Origin of the sequence: Streptomyces luteogriseus (assembly GCF_014205055.1) — a bacterium.
GTDB lineage: Bacteria > Actinomycetota > Actinomycetes > Streptomycetales > Streptomycetaceae > Streptomyces > Streptomyces luteogriseus.
Genome location: NZ_JACHMS010000001.1, coordinates 917,682 through 938,142 on the forward strand (window position 1 = coordinate 917,682; position 20,461 = coordinate 938,142).

Here is a 20,461-nt window from a genome sequence, read left to right on the forward strand (position 1 = left end):
CCGGTGGCTAGGCCCCTGTCCGGTGGCCAGGCCCCTGTCCGGTGGCCAGGCCCCGGCCCGGTGGCTAGGCCCGCAGCCACTCCGTGACCACCACGTCCCCGCCCGTCCGCAACCGCAGGGCGAACGGGCCGGACAGGCGCACGTCGCCGGTGAAACGGCCCAGGTCGTCCGCCGTGAGCGCGGAGCCGGGACGCGGTCCGCCCAGGACCTCGATCCGGGCCGGCTGCGGCGGCAGCACCTGCCCCATCAGCCCTCGCGCGCTCACCTCGACGTCGACGGTCACCTCGCCCGCCCGGAAGGTCAGCATCCGGGGCGCGTCGCCGACGCCCCGGACCGGGAGGGCGTCGACCAGCGAGTCGAAGGTCAGCTCGGCCACGCGCGCGTCCAGGTCGTGCAGCGCGTAGGCGTCCACCGCGATCTGCTGGAGCTCCGCCGGCACCGGGTCGAGGACGGCGGCGGCCTGCCGCAGCTCCTCCTCCAGGAACCCGGCGTCGAACTCCTCGTCGCCCCAGTCCTCTTCGCCCGGCAGGCCGCCGTCGTCCAGGCCGCCGTCCAGGTCGTCGTTCATGCCGCTCACATCGCCCCCCGCGCCTCGAGCCGGGCCCGCAGGCGGCGCAGACAGCGCTGGCGCAGCGGCCCGATGCTGCCCACCGCGATCCCCAGCGCGGCGGACACGTCCTGGTAGCTGGGCGGCGGCGTGGCCATCAGTACGCGCAGCAACTGCCTGCACCGCTCGCCCAGTTCCTCGAACTCCTGCCACAGCCGCCGTACGCGTTCGCTCTGCGCGGCGGCCTCCTCGGAGTCGAGCAGCGACTGCTCCGGGGTGCCGTCCTCGCTGACCCGGTCCAGCAGCCGTGGATCGTCCGTCAGGGTCAGCCGCTGGGAGTTCCTGATCACCTTGAGACACTCGTGACGTGCGGTGCTCGCCAGCCACGCGCCCGCCTTGCCGGGTTCACGGATCCGCCCGAGATGCTGGGCGAAGCGGAACCAGGCCGTCTGGTACACCTCGTGGGCGTCGGCGTCGGAGAGCCGGTGGGCCCGGACGACGGACCACACCAGGGGGCTCAGCCCCTCCACGAGCGCCTTCCAGGCCGCCGCGTCGCCGTCGGCGGCCGCCTGGACTAGCGCGCCGGCATCAGTACGGTCCACGGCAGCCCCACCCCTCGAATACGGCACGTCATCGTACGCCGTGGAGGGGGCGGCTCCGGTCCTCACAGCCCGGGGCCGAGGCGCACGACCGGGACCGGGCGCCAGGTGGGCGGACGCAGTGCCGGGACGTGCGCGCCGCGCACCTCCGCGAACTCCGCGTTGCCGTCCAGGAGTTGCTGCCGGGCCGTGCGCGGGTCGGTCTCCTTGTGCGCCGTCATGTGGGCGGCGACCAGGCCGGCGGTGACGGGAGTGGCGAAAGAGGTGCCGCTCCACTGCGCGTACCCCTCGAACATCACCTGGTCCGGCTTGGCGGCGTCGCCCTCGTCGCTCAACACACCACTGTGGCGGGGGTGCTGGCAGGTGCAGCCGTAGGAGAAGCCGTAGCGGCAGGCATCGTAGGTGGAGTGCTGGTACACGTACGGGACGGGCGAGTCGAAGCCGGTGAGGGCGCTGGTGAGGCGCTCTCCGGGGGCGTAGACCTTCACCCACGGGCCGTGGTTGGTGAAGCAGGCGCCGAACTCGCCGTCGCTGCGCAGGGCGCCGACCGACAGCACCGAATCCTCCCAGCCGGGCAGATCGGCGTAGGCGGCGGGCCAGAAGGGCGCGGCGCTGGCGTTGTTGCCGGCGGCGGCGACCAGCAGGGTGCGCTGCTCGCGCAGTTCCCGCATGAAGTTCTCGACGCCGAGCAGACCGTCGGTACGGCCGTTGGAGGTGCCGGCGGAGAGGCTGAGGACGTCGGGCCAGCCGCCGGCGTCGACGGCCTCGAAGAGCTTGTCGCCGAACTCGGACTCCAGGATGGCGCCGGCGTCGTTGAGGGTGCCGCGCACGGTGATGTCGGTGTTGGGTGCGACGGCGGCGACGAGCCCGGCGATGAACGTGCCGTGGCCGACGTACTGCCGGAGGACGCCCTGGTCGTCGCACTCCTTCAGCTGGGCGTCGCCGCCGGCGTGGGCCAGCAGGCCGCAGGAGCGGTAGTCGTGCATGAGGCCGGTGTCGACGACGAGCACGCCGACGGCGGTGTCCGGATCGTGGGGCGTGCCGGCGGCGGCCGGGTTGGGGGGTTCGCTGAGCGGGGCGGGGACGGGTTCGTCGCCGGGGCAGGCGTTGACCGCGATGTGCACCACGTGGTTGCGGGCGACCATCCGGCGCCCGGCCCGGGACTCCTGTTCCCGTACGGAGCGCAGGGCGTGGGCGACGGCCCGGTCGGCGCCCCGGGCGCCCTCACCGGGGTCGCCGACACGGATGCGGGTGATGCCGCTGCGGTTGGCCTGCGGGCCCGACCGGCGGATCTGCTCCTGGTCGAGGTCGGGTGCGGCCGTGAAGTGCGCCCGTACCGTGTCCTCGACGATCCGGGCCTCCTCGCCGTCGCGGACGAGGACCACGCCCTTCTCGTACATGAACTCCGCCGAGTCGTCCGGGCCCATCGCCAGGGGGACGTCCGGCATCGAGCGCTGGATCTGGTCGAACTGCTCGTGGAATCGCTGAGGTGCCATGCGGGTCCTCCCGTTGGTGCGACGGCGTCGGCCGGTGCCGCTGAGCGGTCGTCAGCATGAGCCGCCTCGCCGTCTCCTGATACAGCTCGACACCTGTGTGGTGCGCTCCGGGACCACTACCATCCGAGGAGTGACAGCGGGAAGCAGCGACTCGGTGACGAAACTGCTGCCGATGGTGTTCGCCGACCCGGGTGAGGCTCTCGCGAGGGCCCGGGCGCTGCTCGACGCCGTCCCCTCCCCGCTGGACGCCTCGGTCGCCCACCAGGTGATCGGTATCTGGCAGCGGGACTTCGGCGATCTGCGGCTCGCGCTGCACCACCTGCGGCGGGCTCGGGAGTGCGCGGCGCGCGCCGACTCGGCCGACCGGGAGGCGGACGTACTGGCCACGCTGGGCGTGGCGCTGGTGCACGCCGGCCGCACCCGGGAGGGCCTTGCGGCCTTCGAGCGGGGTGTCGCGCGGGGCGCGGGGCACACCAGGGCGCGGGTGCTGTACCGGCGGGCGTACGTGTGGTGGGTGCTCGGTCACCATCGCGAGGCGCTGGAGGACGTGCGCCGGGCGGTGCCCGTGCTGCGGCAGGCGGACGACGTGATCTGGATGGCGCGGGCGCTGACCCTGCGGGCCACGGTGCATCTGGCGCTGGGATCGGTGGAGCGGGCGGAGGCGGACTTCACCGCGGCCGAGGCGCTGTGGGACACCACCGGCCAGGAGCACGACAAGGCCGACGCGGTGGAGAGCCGGGGCCTGGCCGCGTTCCGGTCGGGGGACGTACCGGCGGCGCTGCGGCTGCTGGACGAGGCGGAGGAGCGGTACGCCCGGCTCGGCACGCCGACGTTCATGCTGAACATCCGGCGCTGCGAGGTGCTGATGGCGGCCGGTCTCGCGCCGGAGGCGCTGGCCGAGGCGGACGCGGCGATCGGGAAGCTGGACGGGCTCGGCGGGCAGTCCACCCGCAAGGCGGAGCTGCTGCTGGCGGCCGCGCGGGCCGCCCGGCCGGCGGGCGATCCGCACACGGCGATCGCCCGTGCGGCCCTCGCGGTACGGCTGTTCGCCGGGCAGCGGCGCACCTGGTGGGAGACGCACGCCCGGCTGGTACTGATCGAGGCCCGGCACGCGGCCGGACGCGGCTCGGGGCGGCTGGTCGCCGACGCCGCCGCGGTGGCCGCGAAGCTGGCGTCCTTCGGCTCCCCGGCCGCGCCGGAGGCGTCGCTGCTCGCGGGCCGGATCGCGCTGGACCTGGGCTGGACGGCGGACGCGGAGCGGCACTTGGCCGTGGCCGCGCGCAGTCGGCGCAGTGGTCCGCCCCTGGCCCGGATGACGGGCTGGGCGGCGCAGGCGCTGCGGGCGCAGGCCGCCGGGTCGGCCCGGGGCGTGCTGGAGGCCTGCCGACGGGGCCTGGACGTCCTGGACGACCACCGCATGACGCTGGGCGCCTCGGAGCTCCGGGCCCGCGCCACCGAACAGGGCGCGGAGCTCGCGGCCTTGGCCCAGCGGGCCAGTCTGGTCTCCGGCGGGCCGCGGCGGCTGCTGGTGTGGAGCGAGCGCTGGCGTGCGACGGTGCTGTCCACGCCGCCGACCCGGCCGCCCGCCGACCCGGAGCTGCTGAGCGGTATGACGGCCTTCCGTGAGATCGCCTCGCGTGCGGAGGCCGCCCGGATGGAGGGGCGGCCGGTCCCGGCGCTGGAGCGCGAACAGCGGCGCCTTGAGCGGGAGATCCGTTCCCGCACGCTGCACATGAGGGGCGAGGCGCCCGGGAGCGGGGACCGGTTCGACGTGGGCAGGCTGCTGGAGCGGCTGGGCGACGAGGTCCTGTTGGTGGAGCTGGCCGTCCTCGACGGGCGGGTGCAGGTCCTGCTGTGCGGGCGGGGGCGGGTGCGCCGGTTCGAGGCCGGGCTGCTCGCCGAGGCCGAGACCGAGGCCGAGCATGTGCAGGCGGGGCTGCGGCGGCTGGCCCACCCCGGGGCGGAGGCCCGGCTTCCGGTGGTGGAGGCGGCGGGGCGGCGGCTGGAGGAACTGCTCCTCGGACCGGCGGCGGCGCAGCTGGGCGGGGGGCCGGTGGTGATCGTGCCGCCGGGGCGGCTGCACCGGGTGCCGTGGGCGCTGCTGCCGTCGCTGCGGGAACGGGTGCTCAGCGTGTCGCCGTCGGCGGGCAGCTGGCTGCGGGCCCGGGAGACCGCGCCGCCGCCGGAGGGCCGCCCTGTCCTGGTGCGCGGCCCGGGCCTGGCGACCGGCGGTGCCGAGGTACCCGAGCTGGCCGCCCGGTACGGCTGTGCGACGGTCCTGGAGGAGGACGGGGCGCGGGTGCCGCGGGTGCTGGAGGAGCTGGACGGGGCTGCGCTGGCGCACATCGCCGCGCACGGCACGTTCCGCGCGGACAGCCCGCTGTTCTCGTCGCTGCGGATGGCCGACGGGCCGATCGTCGTGCACGACTTCGAGCGGCTGGCCCGCAGCCCGTACCGGATCATCCTGTCCTGCTGCGACACCGCCCGGCTCGCCTCCGTCGGCGCCGACGAACTGCTCGGCCTGGTCACGGCGTTGCTGCCGCTCGGCACGGCCGGGGTGGTGGCGTGCAGCGCACCCGTCAACGACGCCGCGGTGGTACCGCTGATGCTCGCGTTGCACAAAGGCCTCGACGCCGGCCTGTCCCTGGCGGAGGCGCTACGTGACGCCCGGGCCGCCCTGCCGGGCGACGCGCTGCACCAGGCGACGGGGTGGGCGTTCTCGGCGTTCGGGGCGGCCTGACCGGGGATCCAGTAGATCGGCCGGCCCGCCCCGGCCCGACCCGTGGGGGTGACCCGGCCCGGCCCCACTGCTCGGCGGGGGCGGTCTGACCCGCTCCCGCTGCCCGTGGAGGGGCAGCCTGACCCGCTCCCACTGCTCGATGGGGGGCAGTCTGACCCGCTCCCACTCCCCGGCAGGAGCAGCCCGACCCGCTCCCGCTGCCTGGGAGCCTGGCCTCACGGTTCGGGATGGCCGCCCCGGTCCCGCTGCCCAGGGCGGCCGGCCCCGGTCCCTCCGTGGGCTCGACCCGGCCCCGCCGTTCGGCGCGGGCTGCGCTGCCCGGCCCCACTCCCCGGGGGGGGAGCCTGACCCCGCCCCACTGCCCGTGGGGCGGGAGCAGCCCGACCCGCTCCCGCTGCCTGGGAGCCTGGCCTCGCGGTTCGGGATGGCCGCCCCGGTCCCGCTGCCCAGGGCGGCCGGCCCCGGTCGCTCCGTGGGCTCGACCCGGCCCCGCCGTTCGGCGCGGGCTGCGCTGCCCGGCCCCACTGTTCGAGAGGGCCCGCCCCGGTCCCGTCTTCGTGGCGGCCTGACCCGTCCCCTGTTCGGGTCGGGCCGCCGGTCCTGGGCCGGCTCAGGCCGGCTGGGCCTCCGGTGTCCGGTCCAGCCACGGCAGGGCGCCGCGGTCGCTCGCGCCGAGCCGGGCGTAGGCGCTGTACAGGTGGTTGCCGACGGTGCGGACGGACAGCGTGAGGCGCTCGGCGATCTGCCGGTTGGTGAGGCCTGCCGCCGCCAGGGTGACGATCTGCCGCTGCCGGGCGGTGAGTTCGCCGAGGACCAGCCCGGACAGTGCGGGGGTGCGGGCGCCCTGGCAGCGCCGGGCCAGGGCGACGGCCCGGGTGCGGGAGTGCCGGGCGGCGCGCGGGTCCCGGTGGACGCCTACGGCCTGGGCGTACGCCTCGGCGGCGAACAGCAGGAAGCCCCGCCGCTCCAGTTCCCCGGCCACCTCGTCCAGATCCGGGCCGTCGGCACGGGTGAGTGCGTCGGCGTGCCGGGCGAAGACGCCGCCGAGTCGGTCGATGACCTTCTCCGGGGCTCCGAGGCGCACGGCGTCGTAGGGGTCGGTGAGGGCCTCCAGGTCCGGATCCAGATCGCCCCGGCTGTCCAGCGCCGCCGAGGCACGGTCGAGTTCGACCCGGCAGGACACGTCCCCGGGCTCGCCCCGCAGGCCTTCCCGCGCCCAGGCGGCCGCCTCCCGCACCTCCCCGCGCAACCGCGCGAACCGGGCGCGCACCGCCGCGTACCCGCACGGCAGCACTCCGCCCTCGGCGACCAGCCACTCCCCCAACGGCGTGGCCGCCGCCCGTACGTCGGCCCGGTCGATCCGGCCGGCCAGGGCGGCCGACTCGGCGTCGAGGGCGGTGGCGTACACGTCAGCCGTCGGGGCCAGCCGGCGGGCCCGCAGCCGGCCCGCCGCGGCCCGGAGCACCGGCCCGTACAGGGGGTGGGCGAGACGGACGGCACCGTGGTCGTCGACCTCGATCAGGCCGTCGGACTCCAGCGCTTCGAGGGCGCCGAGGTCCAGGCCGTCCAGGTCCGGGGACAGGGGCTCGGCGAAGGCGAGGCGGTCCAGGGTCGCGCGTTCGAGCGGGCAGGTCCGGCCGAGGACCGGGGCGGTGCGTTCACGGACGGCCGTGGTCAGCGGGACCGGGCCGCGCCAGGCCCGCTCATCGGTGCCCGGGACGGGGGTCAGCAGCCCGCGCACCGCCCCCAGCAGGTCCCGCAGCAGCCGCAGGTCGCCCCGGCTCAATCGGCGCAGCCGGTTCGCGGTGAGCGCGTCGAGCGGGCCGGCCCCGGCCGTGAGCAGCCGGCCGGTCTCCTCCTCGGGCAGCGGCTCCAGCGCGAGGCGCGGCAGGAGTTCGCCGGTCCACAGCCGGGAGACCGCGCCGGGCACCGGGGCGCCGTCCGTGGCGACGACCAGCAGCCGGGTGCGCCCGTGCACGGCGAGCTGGTGGACGAGGGCGGCGGAGGCATCGTCGAGCAGGTGTGCGTCGTCCACCAGCAGCGTGCGGACACCGGACAGCGACCGGACCGCGCCGGGCAACGTGACCGACTCCGGCAGCAGATGGGCGAACGCCGCAAAGGGGATGGTCCGGCTCCCGGGCGTTCCGGCCGCCCGGGCGCAGTCGGTGCCTCGGATCGCCTCGGAGACGAGGCGGGTCTTGCCGCAGCCCGCCGGACCCGTCACCACGATGCCGCGCCGCGCGCCGGTCAACGACCGCCTCACCAGCTCCAGTTCGTCCTCCCGCCCGGCGAACGGCCAGCGCGGCTCCAGCGTCGTCGCGTCCCTCTCGTAAGTCATCACACAGACAAGAGCGCGGCTACTCACCTTTGATACAGGGTGACTTGAGTAGCCCCCGACTCAGGCGCCCGGGGCGGGCCGCAGGGCAGTCTGTGGCCCATGACCGCACGCTACTGCTCGCTGGCTCAGACGCCGGCGCCCGCCTTCGCACCGGGGCTGGCGGCCGAGCGGCTGAGCGCGCTCGCGGGCGGGCGGCGGAGGTGGGTCAACGGCACCGTCCTGCACTACTGGTTCTTCGACGGTGACACCGACGCGTCCGTCATCCCCGTGCCGGGGAGGGGGATGACGCGACGGGTGTCGTGGGCCGGTGCCGAGGAGCAGCGCGACGTCGTGCGGTCATGCTTCCGGGAGTGGCAGGACCTCGGCATCGGGATCGCCTTCGCCGAGGTCGACGACCGCTCCGAGGCCGAACTGCGCATCGGGTTCCAGGCCGGCGACGGCTCCTGGTCGACGGTGGGCCGGGACGCGCTGCTCGCCGGGCGGCAGGAACGCACCATGAACTTCGGCTGGGACCTGACCGCGCCCGGGGAGCGCGGGACGGCCCTGCACCAGATCGGGCACGCGCTCGGCATGCTGCACGAGCACCAGAGCCCGTTCGCGGGCATCCACTGGGACGACGAGGCCGTCCACGCCGAACTGGCGGGCCCGCCCCACCACTGGAGCCGGGAGCGGACGCATTACAACATCCTGCGCAAGCTGGGCCCGGACGAGACCAACGGTTCCTTCTGGGACCCGCAGTCGATCATGGAGTTCCCGTTCGCGCCGGGGCTGATCCTGGAGCCGGAGCAGTATCGCGGGGGCCTCAACCCGCCCGGCACCCTGTCGGCCGCCGACAAGGAGTCCGTGCTGCGCTGGTATCCGCCGGCGCATCCGCAGGGCTCGCCCGCGCTGGTGCCGTTCCGCTCGGCGCCGCTCGGGCTCGGCCCGGGCGAACAGGCGGACTTCGCGATCGACCCGCCTGAGACCCGCACGTACACGCTGGGGACCTTCGGCGACTGCGACGCCGTCGTGGTGCTCTTCGAGGAGCGGGACGGGGAGCCCCGCTACCTCGCCGGCCGGGACGACGGGGGAACCGAGCACAACGCCACGATCGGCGCCCGGCTCGTCAAGGGCCGCCGCTATGTCGTCCGCATACGTCTGTACTCCGCCTGGGGGAGCGGGGAGGCGGCGGTGATGTGCTGGTGACGGCACACATCCACCGCGCGGACACCTGAGCCACAGTCCGGCACCGGGGGAGCGGTCGAGGACGTCGCCCATGGGGGTGGGTGACGTCCTCGACCACGCCATGTGCCGGGAGGGCACCGGCTTCCGGGCGCCGCGTACGGCCCACCGGCGCGTGCGCCGCCACCCGCCGGGGGCGGCGGCCGGACGGGGGCGCACCGGCCGGGGCGCCGTGGATCCACCCCAGGGGTGAAGGAAGTTCAGCGGCATTCGCCACCGGGCACGGTGCAAGGAACGGCCGGCAATGGTGTTACGCCGTCCGAGTACCGACCTCTACGCTTGATTGCTCCCGCGGTTGCATATCCGTATCGACAAGCGCACGAGGTGCCTGTGGCCCGGCTGCGCTCGCGGCGCGACACCGGGGGATGGGGGGAAGCGAGTGGAGACGTCCCGACGCGACCGCGGCCGGCGGAGGCTGGCGGCGGTTCCGGCCGTTCTGCTCGGCGCGCTGGGTGCGCTGGCTCTGGGCACTCTGATCGGCCTGGCGGCGGACCCGTCGCCCCTGGTCGGCACCACCGGATACGTCGTCGCCACGGGGCTGCTGCTCGCCGTGGGGCTGTACGGCAGCACGTACGGCATCGATCTCGCGGACCTGCGCCATGACCTGCGGGGTGTGGTGGCCGCGGTCACGCTGGGGGTCGTCCTCAAGGCGGGGATGATCTCGGGCGTCATGGTCCTGGCCTTCGACCGCCCGGAGTACCTGGTCCTCGGCATCGTCGTCGCGCAGATCGACCCGCTGTCGGTGGCCGCCCTCAGCGAGGACGGGCACATGTCGCAGCGCGCCCGCTCCCTGCTCACGGCGTGGGCCTCCTTCGACGATCCGATGACGGTCCTGCTGACGCTGTACGTCGCCGGTTACGCCTACACGGCCGCCGGGCACACCGGCACGCCCTCGGTGATGGGCGGCGGCGCCGGGGGTTACGCCCTCGACCTGGTCCTCAACGCGCTGCTGCTGGCCGTCGCCCTGCTGGCGTGGTGGGCGGGCGGCAGGCTGTGGCCGGCGCGGCGGGCCGGGGAGCGGCCCGAGCGCCCCCCGCGCCCGGCGACACCGCTCGCCGTCCTCCTGGTCGTGGCCATGCTGCTGCTCGCCGCGGCGAACATGCTCATGCTGGCCGTGGCGGTGGCCGGACTGTTCCTGCGCACGCGGGCGTTCACCCGGCCTCTCGCGCGGGCGGTCACCAGTGCCTTCCTGCTCGCCACGGTGCTGCTGGGCCTGTTCGTCGCCCAGGGGGTCTCGCTCGCGCCGGGGCTGCTGCTCGGCGCCTCGGCGTTCGCGGCGCAGGCGGTGGTGGCCGTGTTGCTGATGCCGCTCTTCGTCCGCGGTCTGTCCCGAAGGGACCGGATCCTGCTGGGAATCGGCCAGCAGAACGGGCTCACGGCCGTGCTGCTCGCCCTCACTCTCGAACGCGACTTCCCGAAGACGGTCGGCATCGTCGCCCCGGCGGTGGTGACGGTCAATCTGCTGCACTACGGGGCGCAGATCGCGTTCGGCTGCTGGTCGCGCCACCGAGCCGGGAAGAAGCCGGACCCCGCGGTGGTGCCGAAGCCTCTCCCCCGGCATCCGGCGCCCGGCGACGGCACGCCGGGCGTGGCGCCGGCCTCGACCGACGGACTGCGGTCCTCCGCGTACCCGCACGGATGCGGTGGTCCCTGACGGCAGACTCCGTGGAGTAGCTGACGGTCCCCCGGCGGTGGAGCATGGAGGCGGAGCGGAAGGGGGGCTCTCGGCAGGAGACGCCGGTGGTGGACACAGACGTACTGATCGTGGGCGCGGGACCGGTCGGGCTCACCGCGGCGGCCGAGCTGCGGCGGCAAGGGGTCACCTGCCGGATCATCGACAGACTGCCGGCCCGGCTGCCCTACGCCAAGGCCGTGGGCGTGCAGCCGCGCACGCTGGAGGTCTGGGACCGGATGGGCATGGTGCGCGCCGCCCTGGAGGCCGCCGTGCCGCTGCGCGGGCAGCTGACGTACGCCGACGGCGTCGAGCAGGCGCGCTTCGAGATGCGGCTGCCGCCGGAGGTCCCCTACGGCTTCGCGGCCCTCCCGCAGTACGACACGGAGCGGATCATCGAGGAGCACCTCGCCCGCTTCGGCACCGGGATCGAGCGGGGCACGGAACTGCTGGGGTTCACACAGGACGAGGACGGGGTCGTGAGCCGGATCGTCACGGCGTCCGGCGCACGGGAGGAGGTGCGGTCACGCTTCCTGGTCGGCTGCGACGGGGCGCACAGCAGCGTCCGCAAAGGGCTCGGGCTCACCTTCGAGGGGGGCGCTTTCCCGGAGGAGTACATGCTCGCCGACGTGGAGGTGGACTGGAACCTTCCGGAGGGCTACGGGGTGCGGTCCATGCACCACGGCGCCGACGGCCGCATCGACGACGCCCTGGTCTGCGTCCCGCTGCCCGGAGAGCGCCGGTACCGCATGTCGATGCTGGTGCCGCCCGAGCTCTCGACGAAGGCCGAGAACGCCGCGCCGGGAGAGACGGCCCACGGCCTGGAGGGCGGACGGGCGCCCCGCCTCGAGCACATCCAGGCGGTCGTCGACCGGCTGTCACCGGAGCCCGCCAACGCGTCCGCCATGCGCTGGTCGTCGGTGTTCCGCATCAGTCACCGCCTCGTCGACCGGTACTCCGTGGGCCGGGTCTTCGTCGCCGGGGACGCGGCGCACATCCACCCGCCGACCGGCGCGCAGGGCATGAACACCGGTATCCAGGACGCCTGCAACCTGGCCTGGAAGCTGGCCATCGTCCTGGACGGCGGCGCCCACCCCCGGCTCCTCGACAGCTACGACGCCGAACGCCGACCCGTCGGCGAGGAAGTGGTCGGACGCACGGTCCGCCATGCCACGGCGGGCGGCGTCCAGACCGCGACGGACGACAGGACGACGGTGATGCTGCGCGAGGCGCAACTGCTCGTCGCCTACCCGGACGGTCCCCTGACCGCGACGAACGGGGCGGGCCCCACGGACGCGGACTGCCCCGGCCCGGGCGACCGGGCTCCCGACTGCCGCGGCCTCACCACCAGCCTGGCCATGACGCCCCTGCGCCTCTACGACCTGCTGCGCGACCGCGGACACGTCCTGGTCCTCCACGCCGACTCGGCCGACGCGCTCACCGCCTGCCGCGACACCGCCGCCACCGCCGACCGGCTGACGGGCGGCACCCTGCCCGCGTTCCTCGTCGCCGCCGGCGACTCGGACGCGGCGCAGGCCGTGCACGTCCCGGTCGGCGCGAACGGCAGGCACCTGCCCGTGTTCCGGGACGAGGCGGGAGAGTTCGCGCGACTGTACGGCGTGAAGGGTGCGATGGCCTTCCTCATCCGCCCGGACGGCTATCTCGCCGCCCGCCTGACCGGGCTCGCGGCCGCGGAGACGGAGCCCGCGCTGACCGACGCACTCGGACGGGTCTTCCGCCTCTGACAGCACCGGATGGCCGGGGGGCCGTGACGCGCCTGCGAACGCACACGGGTGAGTGGCGGCTGCCACTCACCCGTGTGCGTCGGCGCGCCCGCAGGACTTCTCAGGACTGCGGACGGCTGCCGTGGTTCGCGCCGTTCTTGCGGCGGGCCTTCTTCTTGCGACGTCGCTTCGAGGACATCGGACCTCCTCTTTCCGGCTTTCGGTCACCATCCACCGGATTGCGCGTCCGGTGACTACAGAGCCACTTTCCATCCGACGCGTACGCAAACGCACACGATGAAGATGCACCCGGGTGGCCTATGTCACGGTGGCGGCCCGGCCTGGCCCCGTGGTGCCTCGTCAGTCCGCCCGCACCGGATGCGTGAGGTTCGCTCCGGTCGCCGGGTCGAACACGTGGGCCTTGGCCATGTCGACCCGCAGCTCCAGCGGTTCTCCCTCGCGGGCACGCGTGGCGGCGTCCAGCCGGGCCACGAGGTGACTGGTGTCGGCGCCGGTGTCGCGCAGGCCCGAGTCCTTGGCGAGCTCCTCCAGTTCGGTGGTCTGCACGGGCCCGCCCTCCGCGGCGAAGTAGACATACGCATCGGAGCCCAGGGACTCCAGCACCTCCACGGTGACGGTGAAGACCGGGCCCGTCCGGTCCCGGTCGCGTGACAGGGCCACGTCCTCGAATGCCTCCGGTCGCAGCCCGACGATGACCTCGCGGGGCGCGTTCTGGCGTTCCAGCGCCTGCCTCGTACGGTCGTCGAGGGTCAGGTCGCCCAGGGGCGAGCGCAGGGCACCTGCCTCCAGAGTGGCGTTCACGAAGTTCATCGCCGGGGAGCCGATGAAGCCCGCGACGAAGATGTTGCGCGGCAGGTCGTACAGCTCGGCAGGGGTGCCGATCTGCTGCACCAGGCCCTGTCTCATGACCACGACACGGTCGCCCAGCGTCATCGCCTCGGTCTGGTCGTGGGTGACGTACACGGTGGTCGTGCCGAGGCTCCGCTGCAGCCGGGAGATCTGAGTGCGCATCTGGACCCGGAGTTTGGCGTCCAGGTTGGACAGCGGCTCGTCCATCAGGAACGCCTTGGGATCACGGACGATCGCCCGCCCCATGGCCACCCGCTGGCGCTGACCGCCTGAGAGGTTGGCGGGCTTGCGGTCCAAGTGCTCGGTGAGGTCGAGGATCCGGGCGGCGTCCGTCACCTTGGCGTCGATGGTGTCCTTGTCCACCTTGGCCAGGCGCAGCGGGAAGCCCATGTTCTCCCGGACGCTCATGTGCGGATACAGGGCGTAGCTCTGGAACACCATGGCCACGTCTCGATCCTTGGGAGCCAGGTCGTTGACGACTCGGTCTCCGATGCGCAGGGTGCCTTCCGTGATGTCCTCGAGTCCGGCGATCATGTTCAGGGTGGTGGACTTGCCGCATCCCGACGGACCGACCAGGATCACGAACTCGCCGTCGGCGATCTCGAGGTCCACGTCCTTCACGGCGAGGGACCCGTCGGGAAAGCGCTTGGTGACTCCCTCAAGGATGATCTCGGCCATGGATGGTGCCTCCTTGCCTTCCCCGTTCAGCCCTTGACTGCCCCGGAGGTCAGTCCGGCGACGATCCGCCGCTGGAAGAGCAGGACGAAAACGATGATCGGGATGGTGATGACGACAGCGGCGGCGGCGATCGACCCTGTGGGCTGCTGGAACTGGGAACTCCCGGTGAAGAACGCGATCGCGGCGGGCACGGTGCGCGCGGACTCGGTGGACGTCAGCGAGATCGCGAACAGGAAGTCGTTCCAGCAGAAGATGAACACGAGAATGGCCGTGGTGAACACGCCCGGCGCGGCCAGCGGCGCGATGACCAGCCGGAAGGCCTGCACGGGCGTCGCCCCGTCGACCTTGGCGGCCTTCTCCAGATCCCAGGGGATCTCCCGGAAGAACGCCGACAGGGTGTAGATCGCCAGCGGCAGGGAGAAGGTCATGTACGGGATGATCAGCCCGATCCAGGTGTCGAAGATCCCGATGATCCGCTCGATGTTGAACAGCGGTGACACCAGGGAGATCGGCGGGAACATGGCGATCAGCAGGGACATGCCGATGAGTACCCGCTTGCCGGGGAACCGCAGCCGGGCCACCGCGTAGGCGGCCATGGTGCCCAGTGCCACCGCGATCACCGTGGCGATCAGGGCGATGCCGATCGAGTTGATCAGCGCACGGGTGAACTCGGCGGTCTCGAAGATGCCCCGGTAGTTCTCCCAGGTCCAGTCCCTGGGGATGTAGTCACCGTCCGTCAGCGTGCCGGGGTCCTTGAACGACAGCGCGGCGATCCACCACACCGGGAACAGGGCGTAGAGCACCACCACCACGTTCAGGACGCCCCATCGGGCGGCATGCGTCTTTCCCACGGCGGCCATCAGCGCTTCACCTCCGCGCCGGGTGCGGCGGCGCCGAACAGTTTGACGAAGGTGAAGGCGATGATCCCGACGCAGATGAAGATCAGGACCGAGATCGCCGACCCGATGCCCAGGTTCAGCGCGGTGAACAGGTTGTCGTACCCGAGGATCGACAGCGAGCCGGTCCCCTGGGCGCCCGCGGTCAGGACGTAGATGTTGTCGAAGATCCGGAACGCGTCCAGTGTGCGGAAGAGCAGGGCCACCAAGATGGCCGGCTTCATCAGCGGCAGCATGATCTTGGTGAAGCGCTGCCAGGCGGTGGCACCGTCCACCATGGCCGCCTTGAGGGTCTCCTCGGGGACCAGTGCGAGGCCCGCGAGCAGCAGCAGGGCCATGAACGGCGTCGTCTTCCACACCTCGGCGAGGATGATCAGCCAGAGCGCGGGCCACTGCTCGGTCAGCGGAGCCTCTCCGCTGGGCAGCAACTCGGCGAGGTATCCGAGGTCCGGTGTCCAGGCGTACTGCCAGGAGAAGGCGGCGACCACGGTGACGATCCCATAGGGAACGAGGACCGACGTGCGGATGACGCCGCGCCAGAAGATCGTGCGGTGCATCACCAGGGCGAGCCCCATTCCGAGGACCAGTTCGATCGCCACGGACACCGCGGTGATGAACAGCGTCACCCAGAACGCGTCCCACCAGAACGGGGAGGACAGCACGGCTCCGTAGTTGCTCAGGCCCACGAACTCCGCCCGTCCGGGAAAGCGCAGGTCGTACCGCTGGAGGGACAGATAGACGGCGTACCCGATGGGGTAGGCGGTCACGGCGATCATGACGACGACGGCGGGCGCACAGAGCAGCCAGCCGAGCCGCCGCTCCTGCCGGGCGCCCGCCGAGAGTGCCGCCCGGTCCGGCCCCCTCTGCTCCGTCTCCGCTTCGGGGGGCGGCGGGGTTCCGGCGGGTTGCGCCCGCGTGCTCATCTCGGGCCGCCCGGGGACGAGGCCCGCGCGCTGCTGCGCCGGGCGACGACGTGGTGCGGGAGGTGGTGGTTCACGGGATCACACCCTCGGATCGCAGGGCATCGTCGATCTGCTCCCTGATGGTGTTGACGGAGCTCTCCGGTTTGATCCCGGACGGCGGAGACAGCGTGTGGGAGACCGCGATCGACACGTTCTGGTAGACCGGAGTGATCGGGCGCACGCTCGCCGACTCCAGCGCGGCCAGCACCTCCGCGGAGAAGGGGTACTCCTTCATGAACGCGGGCTCGTCGTACAGGGCGCGCAGGGTGGGCGGCAGGCCGCCCTCGAGCGCGGCGGTGAGCTGGTTCTCCCTGTTGCGCAGGCACAGTGCCGCCTCGAAGGCCAGGTCCGGGTGGCGCGAGTAGGCGCTCACCGCCAGGTCGATGCCGCCGATGGTGGGCCGTGCCGGGCGGTTCGCGTCGACCCGGGGGTACGGCGCCCAGCGGAAGTTCTTGAACAGCTCGGGGTTGTTCGCCTTCATCGACGGATAGACGAAGGGGTAGTTGAGCTCGAACGCCGCCACCCCCGACTCCATGGCGAGGCGGTTCTGGTCCTCCATCTGGTTGGGCAGGGAGGGGTCCGCGGCCGGGGACGTCGCCAGCTCCCGCATGATCCCCGCAGCCCGCACAGCGGGAGGACCGAGGGAAGGCTCGGTCGCGCTCGCGTTGAGGATGGAGCCGCCCGCACTGTTGATCAGGGTGTTGAACCAGGCGGTCAGACCCTCGTACTGGGCGCCCTGGATCTCGACGAAGTGCGGTTTGCCCTGCCGGGCGAGGGCGCCGGCCATGTCCAGCATCTCGGCCCAGGTCCTCGGCGGTGTGGGCACCAGGTCCTTGCGGTACCACAGGAGCTGGGTGTTGGTGTTGTACGGGACGGCGTACAGCTTGCCCTTCCAGGTCGAGGTCTGGAGCGGTACGCGCAGAGTGCCCTCGACGGCCTGCCGCTTCGCCGCTCCTGTCCATTCCCGGATCCAGCGCGCCTCGGCGAACTCCGCCGCCCAGGTGACGTCCAGGCCCAGGATGTCGAGGGAGTCGTCCTCGGCCGCGAGCCTGCGGACCATCTGCTGACGCTGGCCGTCGGCGGCACGCGGGAGCTTGTTGTAACTGATCCTGTAGCGGCCGCCCGACGCCTGGCTGCACCGGTCGGCAGCTTTCTGGAGCGCACCGGAGTCGTCGGGGAAGTTGTACCAGTTGAGGGTGGGCCTGCCGGAGCCTTCGTCACTGCCACAGGCCGCGAGCGCCGACGCCAGCAACGGCAGTACGGCGAACGCACGCAGCCATCGCGTCCCTCTGGGATGTCCCCTCGCGTGCACGCGCTCCACACCTCACTTCCGGACGGTGGCACGGGCTCGGGCCTCGCAGTGCTTACCTCCCGGCGAACACTAAGGATCACCCGACACGACATCAAGGACATATGACACTAAACGACTCATTAGCCAGATCTGAGGCATACACGGCGCCGGCAAAGATCCGCGCCCCAAGGACCTCGGGCCGGCCTTCCAGTCGAACTGTGAGAACGCCGAGAGGTAGCCCTTGTTCTTTGTGCCGGCCGGGAGGTAGTAGAGCTGGCCGCCCGCGGGGAATGCCCAGTCGACCTGGATGAGGCAGCTGTTGAGAGCGATTCCGCCGCTCGTCCAGGCGTCGGCCGCGGCCGACAGTTCGGAATCCCGTTCGATCGGGCGCATCTGCTTGGCCATGTCCAGCGCTTGGAGCATGAACTGGGTGGACCGGCTGACCAGTTCGAGCACACCGGGTGTGGAGCGCAGCCGGCTCTCGCTCAGGAAGGGGTGCAGGAAGCCGTCCAGCCCCGGTGCGTCGAGGTCCCAGTCGACCACCAGCACGCTCTTGCCCGAGGAGGCGAGGATCCAGGCCGTGTTGGCCAGTGCCATCGTCCGTCCCGCACCGCCTTTGTACGAGTAGAACGTGATGATCCTGCCCGCGTCGTCGCCGGTCATGGCCTGCCCTCCACGAGACGTCCGTCGCTCGGCGCCCCGTTGTCCCTGCCGAGGCCGGGCCGTTGGGGGAGGTGCGCACCGGCGTCCGGAACATCCCGGGCGTCAGTACTGCTCCGGGACAATTGCGAATGGATGTACCGCAAATAGCGCATCCAGGTTGCCTCAACCAGCTCACCGAACCAGCGGACGAACACGTCCGCCCCGGCCAGACCGCGTACCGCCTCCTGCTCCCCCGCACGGCCCTCGCTGTGGAAGCGGGGAAAGTGTGTCCGCAGTAGCCCGCGCAACCGATCGGACTGTTCCATGGTCTGCAGATCGTCCCCTGCCAAGATACTCAGCACCGCCGTCCACGGCCGCCGGACTCTGTCGAACTCCCGTGCCTGACTCGCAATGCGGGGATCTTCCAAGGCCCAGGGGTCCACCACCAGAATCCAGGGAGCTGTCGGGATCTCCGTGCTCCTCAGCTCCGTCTGATGCTTGTGGAAGGGCAGCACAGTGGGCTCGAAACCGAGATGGCGCGCCAGGGCCTCCATCTGCTCGACCAGCGGCCCCACCGCCTGGCCATAGGGCCGCCAGCCGTCGACGCGTGAACCGTAGCGCGTGTTGTCCCGGCCGACCGGTAACTGCTCCTCGGTCGGGGCGAGCACGGTGATGTGCAGCGGGGAGGCGAAGGGCGGGTCGGCGAAGGCGTCGTCCAGTCCGGCCAGTGTCGTCGGCGCCGTCGCCCGCCCCCCGCCGGAGGACGTCCGCGACTGTCTGGGCACCGTGGCCGCCTGGTCGACGATGTGCTTGGCGAGCCAGTCGGTCACCTGGGCGACCTGGGCGGAGACCTGGGCCGTCGCATGCTCGTTCTCTGGGTCCGGCCGTTCGGCCAACCGGAGCAACTGGCGCATTCCCATGGAGGCGTAGTTTGCGGCAGCTTCACCGATGCCTTCCGGCACTTCGGGGTATTGCTCCTTGACCCTCGTGGGGAGTGACGTTGGCGAATGCGGCGTCCAGAGCACCGGGACGATGCTCGGGCGGCTCCCTTGAGCGACCCTGTGAGTGGCGACGGTCCACTCGCGCCCGCACCGAGGGCTGCTGAAGTACCGCTTCGAGTACAGGGGAACGAAGACTTGGGACTCGAAGAGGGCCTTGATCGATTCCTCGCCCGGCATGCCCGGCCGCTCGACGAAACCCGCCTCCTCCCTGGGAACTCGCGCCTGGCGCGCCACGTTCCCGCAGAGTTCGTCGAAGAACTGGAGAACCAGCCGATGGGGATCCTGCGAGGCGTCCAGGTACCGGGGAACAGGAATGCGCGCATAGCTCATGAAGAACACCGGCATCCCGCTATTCCTCCTCGAAGACGTTCCGGAGGTCGCGGAACAGCTCCACGTCGCACGGTTCGAGGCTGGTCTGCTGAGCCACTTCGACAATTGTCCGCGCGAGGGCCCATACGGTACTGCGGTGCTTGACGTGGCGGCCCGCCTGCCGTAGTCCGTAGAGACCGGACTGCAGGTAGTCCTTACAAACCCCCGCCGAACTTCCCGGTGGTCAGTCGCAGCACATCACCCTCACCCGTGCGCTGACCACCCGCACCACCTGCTCCTCCGCGACGAGCCACTCGCCGCCTTGCACTACCCGACGCAGCAGCTCACCAGCGGACGAAGAACCTTCAGCGGGCCGCACGGCGCACCTTGACCGGGTCAAGGTGCGCCCCAGCTCAGTCGAGTGCGCTGGTCCCCCACCGGTCCCCGAGAATGATCAAGGGGCCGTTTCAGATCTCCTCTGAAACGGCCCCTGAACTGCGACTTCGTAAAGTCGGGACGACAGGATTTGAACCTGCGACCCCTTGACCCCCAGTCAAGTGCGCTACCAAGCTGCGCCACGTCCCGATGCGCATCGCGCGGGTGAACCGCGTGATCACGCAGGTCAACCCTACCGCATGGGGAGCCGTCCCCCGGCCCGTGCCGACGGCCGTTCCGGGCGCCGGGTCCAGCCGGCGAGACCCACCGCCGAGACGGCGACGGCGAGGACGGCCCACCAGGGGAGGTCCGCCTTGGTCGCGTGACCGGCGCAGGCCGCCACAGCCAGGAGTGCCGTGACAGCGCCTCCGGGCAGCCCGGTCCGCCGGGCGGGTCGTCGCCCCGTCTCGTCCACGTCCTGCTCCCCTTCACCCACGCACTCGCGCGCCCCTGGACATCTCAACGCCCGGGCATATGCCGCAAACAATACGCGAGTCGACGGGAACTCCCGACCAGGGCATAGGGGTTGAGACGGACATAGGCGGTGGGATGGGGTACCGCTCCGGTCCCGGCCGCGCCCCGCGGCCCCGGAAACAGGTGCGACGGAGTGTCCGCCCGGCCCGGTCGGCACCCCACACTCTGTCCAGGCCTCTCCCCCGCTCACCAGGGCTAAGGTCGCCGCATGACGCACAGCTTCGTACTCCACATCCCCGACGCCGAGCTCGAACCCGAGCCCCTCGCGCCCGAGCAGATCGTCTCCGGGACGCCCGAGGTGACCGGGAAGGTGGTCTGGGAGTCGGAGGACGGCCATCAGGTGCGGGGCGTCTGGCAGATCACGCCCGGCGTGGTCACCGACACCGAGGCCGACGAACTGTTCGTCGTCATCAGCGGCTCGGCGACGATCGAGGTCGAGGGCGGGCCGACGCTCACGGTCGGGCCCGGCGACATGGCCGTCCTGCGCGAGGGCGACCGCACGACGTGGACGGTGCACGAGACCCTGCGCAAGGCGTACGCGATCAACCTCTGAGCGAGGGGGACGG

General features: G+C 72.3%; 17 protein-coding genes, 1 tRNA gene and 1 pseudogene. 6 read left to right on the forward strand and 13 right to left on the reverse strand.

Annotated features, from left to right (window positions below):
• Positions 1 to 64 precede the first annotated feature (64 nt).
• The 3 genes from BJ965_RS04205 to BJ965_RS04215 form a co-directional block, all read right to left on the reverse strand.
• Complete coding sequence (locus tag BJ965_RS04205; protein WP_184907410.1) at positions 65 to 568, reverse strand: hypothetical protein; 504 nt, start codon at positions 566 to 568, stop codon at positions 65 to 67.
• Positions 569 to 573: 5 nt separating this feature from the next.
• Positions 574 to 1,149 (reverse strand): RNA polymerase sigma factor, encoded by a 576-nt coding sequence (locus tag BJ965_RS04210; protein ID WP_142156926.1) that lies wholly within the window; start codon positions 1,147 to 1,149, stop codon positions 574 to 576.
• Positions 1,150 to 1,211: 62 nt separating this feature from the next.
• The gene (locus BJ965_RS04215; protein ID WP_184907411.1) at positions 1,212 to 2,642 is read right to left on the reverse strand and encodes a S8/S53 family peptidase; all 1,431 of its coding nucleotides are present in this window, start codon (positions 2,640 to 2,642) and stop codon (positions 1,212 to 1,214) included.
• 172 nt (positions 2,643 to 2,814) lie between these two features.
• Between BJ965_RS04215 and BJ965_RS04220 the strand changes: the two genes are divergently transcribed.
• A complete protein-coding gene (locus BJ965_RS04220) occupies positions 2,815 to 5,382 on the forward strand; it encodes a CHAT domain-containing protein (RefSeq protein ID WP_221513451.1) in 2,568 nt (855 codons plus the stop codon).
• A 610-nt stretch (positions 5,383 to 5,992) separates the two neighbouring features.
• Here the strand turns inward: BJ965_RS04220 and BJ965_RS04225 are convergent.
• The gene (locus BJ965_RS04225) at positions 5,993 to 7,720 is read right to left on the reverse strand and encodes a LuxR family transcriptional regulator AbsR2 (protein ID WP_184907413.1); all 1,728 of its coding nucleotides are present in this window, start codon (positions 7,718 to 7,720) and stop codon (positions 5,993 to 5,995) included.
• A gap of 99 nt (positions 7,721 to 7,819) precedes the next feature.
• Between BJ965_RS04225 and absR1 the strand changes: the two genes are divergently transcribed.
• The 4 genes from absR1 (at position 7,820) to BJ965_RS04245 (ending at position 12,358) form a co-directional block, all read left to right on the forward strand.
• On the forward strand, positions 7,820 to 8,905 hold the full coding sequence (gene absR1 / locus BJ965_RS04230) for a beta-glucuronidase AbsR1 (protein WP_184907414.1): 1,086 nt from the start codon (positions 7,820 to 7,822) through the stop codon (positions 8,903 to 8,905).
• A 70-nt stretch (positions 8,906 to 8,975) separates the two neighbouring features.
• On the forward strand, positions 8,976 to 9,134 hold the full coding sequence (locus BJ965_RS04235; protein ID WP_184907415.1) for a hypothetical protein: 159 nt from the start codon (positions 8,976 to 8,978) through the stop codon (positions 9,132 to 9,134).
• Positions 9,135 to 9,320: 186 nt separating this feature from the next.
• Positions 9,321 to 10,595 (forward strand): cation:proton antiporter, encoded by a 1,275-nt coding sequence (locus tag BJ965_RS04240; RefSeq protein ID WP_184907416.1) that lies wholly within the window; start codon positions 9,321 to 9,323, stop codon positions 10,593 to 10,595.
• A 44-nt stretch (positions 10,596 to 10,639) separates the two neighbouring features.
• The gene (locus BJ965_RS04245) at positions 10,640 to 12,358 is read left to right on the forward strand and encodes an FAD-dependent monooxygenase (protein ID WP_184907417.1); all 1,719 of its coding nucleotides are present in this window, start codon (positions 10,640 to 10,642) and stop codon (positions 12,356 to 12,358) included.
• A gap of 100 nt (positions 12,359 to 12,458) precedes the next feature.
• On the opposite strand, the gene BJ965_RS40360 is transcribed toward BJ965_RS04245, so the two are convergent.
• From BJ965_RS40360 to BJ965_RS04285, 9 genes and pseudogenes are all read right to left on the reverse strand, one after another.
• Entirely contained in the window at positions 12,459 to 12,536 is a 78-nt protein-coding gene (locus BJ965_RS40360) for a 50S ribosomal protein bL37 (protein ID WP_370443954.1), read from the reverse strand.
• Positions 12,537 to 12,697: 161 nt separating this feature from the next.
• Positions 12,698 to 13,885 carry an ABC transporter ATP-binding protein gene (locus BJ965_RS04250; RefSeq protein ID WP_184907418.1) on the reverse strand — a complete coding sequence of 396 codons (1,188 nt, stop codon included), beginning with the start codon at positions 13,883 to 13,885 and terminating at the stop codon, positions 12,698 to 12,700.
• A 26-nt stretch (positions 13,886 to 13,911) separates the two neighbouring features.
• The gene (locus BJ965_RS04255) at positions 13,912 to 14,745 is read right to left on the reverse strand and encodes a carbohydrate ABC transporter permease (RefSeq protein ID WP_031103669.1); all 834 of its coding nucleotides are present in this window, start codon (positions 14,743 to 14,745) and stop codon (positions 13,912 to 13,914) included.
• Positions 14,745 to 15,704 carry a carbohydrate ABC transporter permease gene (locus BJ965_RS04260; RefSeq protein ID WP_184907419.1) on the reverse strand — a complete coding sequence of 320 codons (960 nt, stop codon included), beginning with the start codon at positions 15,702 to 15,704 and terminating at the stop codon, positions 14,745 to 14,747. Before BJ965_RS04260 ends, BJ965_RS04255 begins: the two co-directional genes overlap by 1 nt.
• 70 nt (positions 15,705 to 15,774) lie before the next feature.
• Complete coding sequence (locus BJ965_RS04265) at positions 15,775 to 17,055, reverse strand: ABC transporter substrate-binding protein (RefSeq protein ID WP_376777899.1); 1,281 nt, start codon at positions 17,053 to 17,055, stop codon at positions 15,775 to 15,777.
• A gap of 183 nt (positions 17,056 to 17,238) precedes the next feature.
• Positions 17,239 to 17,697 (reverse strand): annotated as a pseudogene (locus BJ965_RS04270) (AAA family ATPase); the annotation flags it as partial.
• Complete coding sequence (gene fsxC, locus BJ965_RS04275; RefSeq protein ID WP_184907420.1) at positions 17,694 to 19,022, reverse strand: FxsC protein; 1,329 nt, start codon at positions 19,020 to 19,022, stop codon at positions 17,694 to 17,696. The gene fsxC and the pseudogene BJ965_RS04270, both read right to left, overlap by 4 nt.
• Positions 19,023 to 19,497: 475 nt before the next feature.
• Positions 19,498 to 19,571 (reverse strand) — tRNA-Pro (locus tag BJ965_RS04280).
• Between the two features lie 43 nt (positions 19,572 to 19,614).
• Complete coding sequence (locus tag BJ965_RS04285; RefSeq protein ID WP_184907421.1) at positions 19,615 to 19,836, reverse strand: hypothetical protein; 222 nt, start codon at positions 19,834 to 19,836, stop codon at positions 19,615 to 19,617.
• A 267-nt stretch (positions 19,837 to 20,103) separates the two neighbouring features.
• Here BJ965_RS04285 and BJ965_RS04290 point away from each other — a divergent pair, with 267 nt between their 5' ends.
• The gene (locus BJ965_RS04290; protein WP_184907422.1) at positions 20,104 to 20,448 is read left to right on the forward strand and encodes a cupin domain-containing protein; all 345 of its coding nucleotides are present in this window, start codon (positions 20,104 to 20,106) and stop codon (positions 20,446 to 20,448) included.
• Positions 20,449 to 20,461 lie beyond the last annotated feature (13 nt).